Genomic DNA, 3,962 nt, shown 5'->3' with positions numbered 1-3,962 from the left:
TCGGACACCCCAATATCCAACCCGATCGTTCGCAGTGCGTCGATCATCACCTCGGTGTCTTCGCTACGCAAAGCCCCGGTCAATTGAGAGGTCCCCGAAGCGAACGCCGCACAGATCAAAGCACGATTGGTCAGACTTTTACTGCCAGGCGGCTGGATCGTCCCGGTCACCGCACCGCCGGGAATGATTTCGACGATGGTTTCACCGCGCCCCGACGGCGTGCTGGCGTGAGTGGCTGATGATGAGTCGGTTTGAGAGAACGAGGCCTTGGTTTCGTGCATGATGGCTGACAGTGAGGGAACGAGGTTACATCGCCACTGGTGTACCCTGAGTCCGCACGACCAACGACCCGATAATCATAATCCCCAACGTGCCGGTGTGAACCAACCATGCGTCTCCGCTGAGCGACACGGTCCGCATCGTGACAAATGTCATGACCAACAACGCGATATAGAACTGACGCTCGGCCCAACGGGCCCGTTCGCCATGGCTGATTTTGCTGAGAAATAAAATGCCAAGAGCAAGCAGGGGAAGAATGATAGCATCGACGATTCGGAGGGTTTGGGAAAGATCCGACACGTGATTTGCTCCGCAGGATGAGATGAAAAGAGGTTCGATTCCGGTTGTCCCATTTTCAGCATCCCCCTCGATAGGTCGACTTTAACGAATCCGTAAAAATTGCGGGAATTAGTCGTCATACAGAGTCCAGGATCCCCGGAAGTCCCGCTTAATCGTCAAAGCTTTCCTAAAGCGACTCAGCTTTCCTAACCGATAGAAACGTTAGCCTTCGTTTGGCGATTGATTTTCTGTTTGCGCGTACGATTTTCTGGATCGGATCTTAAGTCATGGACTTTTCCACGATGATAGCCTCTTTCGCAAAGAAGCTGGTGCTTTTAGCCCTGTTAATGGGCTTGGCTCCGACCACGGGATGCCGAATTTGTGCGGAGTGCGAAGATCTTGCTTACCCCGCCTACGGAGGTGCGTGGCAGCGGACACGTCGCGACGGGGGACGAGTCGGCAGCATTTTCGACCCGGCGGGGGCGAGGACCCCTGAATTGGTCAGTCGGGATTTACCGCTCAGCCCGGATGAGAAAGAACGGGCAATACGCAGCGGTGACGAAGACCGTCCGCTCGAGGAAACTGATGGCATCCCTGATACCTCCGATTCGATGAACCTCGACGACGAGGGATCCGAAGGCAACCAGTACGACGAAGACATGCAACGCAAGGAACAAGAATTGCGAGACCTCGATCTAGACGAAATCCGCATTTTGCGAGGCAGCCCCGAACCGCTCACCGGAGCCTGATCTGATTCGTTGCCACTGGGCGTTGATCATACTAGTTGGTAACCGTACCCGTGTTTGAAATACCCGAGCCTACTACCTTCGCGTTTCGCTCTACTTTAGGCTGTATTGGTCCACTTTATGTTTCACACCACAAGAGCCATTTCCATGTTGGATCTTCGTCGTTACGTCCGAGACATTCCTGATTACCCCAAGCCGGGGATTTTGTTTCGGGACATTACCCCGATGTTGGCAACCCCGATGTTGGCAACCCCGGATGCATTGGCAACCGCTACGGAGGCATTAGCCAAGCCATTTTTGGACGCCAAAGTTGACATTGTTGCCGCGGCCGAAGCTCGCGGTTTCATCTTCGCCGCGCCGCTGGCGATTCGGCTTGGTGCCGGATTTGTCCCGATTCGCAAACCGGGGAAGCTGCCGTTTGACATGCACTCGTTTGCTTACGAGTTGGAATACGGTACCGACGAACTACAAATCCATGTCGATGGGGTCAAGCCAGGCCAACGCGTGTTGATCGTCGACGATCTATTGGCGACCGGCGGGACGATGGAAGCCTGTTGCCGACTGCTGGAAAAATGTGATGCCGAAATCGTCGGCTGCTCGTTCTTGATCCACTTGGTACAGCTCGGTGGCAAAGAGCGACTGAATCCGTATCCGGTCCACACCGTTTTGGACTACGACCAAGACGATGGGGAAACCGAGTTGAGTGCTCAGAACGAGTTCCCCAATCCGACCATTTAGACAACGTTGCTTGGCTCTGTCTGAATAGCGGAAGTGCACTCGGTGATCACGCCGCAATCGAAACGAATGATGGATCAAGCAAGATCCTGGTCGTCCTGCGGCGGTCAACCTATCTCTTTGGCGACATTGGTTACCACCAATTTTTCAGCTCCATGTGGATTCCATTGTAAACCCACAGGATTCCGGCTCGGATGTAGTGCGCCGATCCTAGTTTTTCACCGATGCCCGGCAGTCCCAACACTGCGATAAACGTCAGCACCAAACCGCCAAAGGCAATCGTACTGTTGTCGGATTGCTTATACCGGTTGCGTTTGAACGTGGGCCACCAGCTTGAACGGATGGGATCGGGTTTGGTCAGGTCTCGCAGACGACGAACAGCAAGTTGAGCGTTCCCGTCGGGGGCGTTGAAAATCCACTGAGGATGTACTTCGGTACGCGAGTCGGCGTATTCGAGTTCCCAAGGCCCGGAAATCTGGATCCGGGACGCGTACTTGGCCGCGACGGTCAACGTGAAACCATCAATCGATGTCTCTTGGACCACCACGGGAATACGTCGACGTCCCAGGCGGATCACCGCTTTGCCATCGGCTTCTTGAATAGGACAGCGAAAAAAGGCGCTTCGCCTTGGGGAAGCTCCTCATCCGAACTGGTTTGGGTTGTTTGATGCATGGATTAGATTTCCATCGTGGGGGAGCAATGGAGGCTAGAAAAGAAGAGAGTTCCTATTCGCCATTCCCCTTGGCGACATAACTCTCCAGCAAACCCTACGTGTAAAAATCTTGTCGAGATGGATGCATTTGCGAGGAGAATTCCGAAAGCAAATTTGCTGAGGCAGAACGTGCCGTTTGTACCGATTAGGCAGGCTAGTGAAAGCGTGTGGGCCGCGGATTCGCTATTGTCTATACAGCTAATCAGTTCAATGGGTATGGTCGTCCGCGAATAATGAGACGTGTCCGCGTCCATGTCAAACCTTGCCGATTAGGTCGAGTTGTCCTCAAAAATCTGTTGAGAGTGTGGTAGCGATCGAATCGTGTCGATGGACAACAGAAACGCAGCTGTGTGTTACCACGGCTTGCACTTTGTCCCATGGCTCGAACCCGAGACTGTTCCCCCATGCGTCCCATCGCAATCCCACTGCTGTGTGCGGGCATCGCGACGATCACGTGGTTTTCCGCGTACGCGGATGACTCGTCGAGTTCCAACGCCGCGCGACCGGTGCGGATCGCAGCAAAACAGAGTGATCGCATCGCGAGGGAAAAACAATCTCCCGATCTGCTCGCGTTGGCCGATGATGACGAGTTGGCCGACGACGACTTGCTCAGCAGCGATGTGCTGCGAGCAGACGACCTACTCGGCAGTGACGATCTGCATGGCAGTGACGATTTGCTCGGCGGGGACGATGATTTGCTTGGCAGTGACGATCTACTTGGCGGCGGGGACGATCTGCTGGGGAGCGACGATCAATTAGAAGCGGATCCGCTGATGGGTGTGGGCGGCACCGAACGCGACCGGTTGTCCGATCCGTTGGATTACCTTGGCCCATCGATAGCCGCCCCCGCAGCAGCCGATGACAAACCAGCCGCTGCGGTCGCAAAAGATCCACACGAGGCTTTGTGGACCGAGAACCAATACCCGTCGGCCGAATCGTGTCGCAGTTGCCACCCGAAACACTATGACGAGTGGAGTGTCAGCTCGCATGCTTATGCGGTCGTATCGCCGATGTTCCAGCGGTTCGAACAAGCGATGCAGGAATATACGCGAGGAACCGTCGGCTCGTTTTGCGTGCGTTGCCATTCTCCCGTAGCGACTCAGTTAGAGTTACCCCGGTCGAGCAGTGTGCTGGATATGCCACCGGTGGTGCGCGAAGGAATCACCTGTATCGCCTGCCACGAGTGAACGAACATTATGGCGAGGCAGCAA

5 protein-coding genes and 1 pseudogene are annotated in these 3,962 nt (G+C 54.9%); 3 read left to right on the top strand and 3 right to left on the bottom strand.

Features of this window, described 5'->3' with window-relative positions:
* Positions 1-281: pseudogene (locus RMSM_RS11570) on the bottom strand (hypothetical protein); the annotation flags it as partial.
* Between the two features lie 25 nt (positions 282-306).
* Positions 307-579 carry a hypothetical protein gene (locus RMSM_RS11565; protein WP_008695769.1) on the bottom strand — a complete coding sequence of 91 codons (273 nt, stop codon included), beginning with the start codon at positions 577-579 and terminating at the stop codon, positions 307-309.
* A 281-nt stretch (positions 580-860) separates the two neighbouring features.
* Between RMSM_RS11565 and RMSM_RS11560 the strand changes: the two genes are divergently transcribed.
* Both RMSM_RS11560 and RMSM_RS11555 read left to right on the top strand, forming a co-directional pair.
* Positions 861-1,307, top strand: a complete 447-nt coding sequence (locus RMSM_RS11560) for a hypothetical protein (RefSeq protein WP_144057570.1) — start codon at positions 861-863, stop codon at positions 1,305-1,307.
* A gap of 144 nt (positions 1,308-1,451) precedes the next feature.
* Complete coding sequence (locus RMSM_RS11555; protein ID WP_008695766.1) at positions 1,452-2,042, top strand: adenine phosphoribosyltransferase; 591 nt, start codon at positions 1,452-1,454, stop codon at positions 2,040-2,042.
* 130 nt (positions 2,043-2,172) lie between these two features.
* Here the strand turns inward: RMSM_RS11555 and RMSM_RS11550 are convergent, their stop codons facing one another.
* Positions 2,173-2,616, bottom strand: a complete 444-nt coding sequence (locus tag RMSM_RS11550; protein WP_008695764.1) for a hypothetical protein — start codon at positions 2,614-2,616, stop codon at positions 2,173-2,175.
* A gap of 539 nt (positions 2,617-3,155) precedes the next feature.
* Here RMSM_RS11550 and RMSM_RS11545 point away from each other — a divergent pair.
* On the top strand, positions 3,156-3,938 hold the full coding sequence (locus RMSM_RS11545; protein WP_008695763.1) for a multiheme c-type cytochrome: 783 nt from the start codon (positions 3,156-3,158) through the stop codon (positions 3,936-3,938).
* Positions 3,939-3,962: the final 24 nt, after the last annotated feature.

The organism is Rhodopirellula maiorica SM1 (assembly GCF_000346295.1).
GTDB classification, from domain to species: Bacteria; Planctomycetota; Planctomycetia; order Pirellulales; family Pirellulaceae; genus Novipirellula; species Novipirellula maiorica.
This window is presented reverse-complemented; position numbering and strand designations above follow the sequence as displayed.

What these genes read in the sequence shown, in the direction of transcription:
- RMSM_RS11555 (WP_008695766.1), top strand. Translation starts at nt 1,452, where the DNA reads ATGTTGGATCTTCGTCGTTACGTCCGAGACATTCCTGATTACCCCAAG.
- RMSM_RS11560 (WP_144057570.1), top strand. Translation starts at nt 861, where the DNA reads ATGATAGCCTCTTTCGCAAAGAAGCTGGTGCTTTTAGCCCTGTTAATG.
- RMSM_RS11545 (WP_008695763.1), top strand. Translation starts at nt 3,156, where the DNA reads ATGCGTCCCATCGCAATCCCACTGCTGTGTGCGGGCATCGCGACGATC.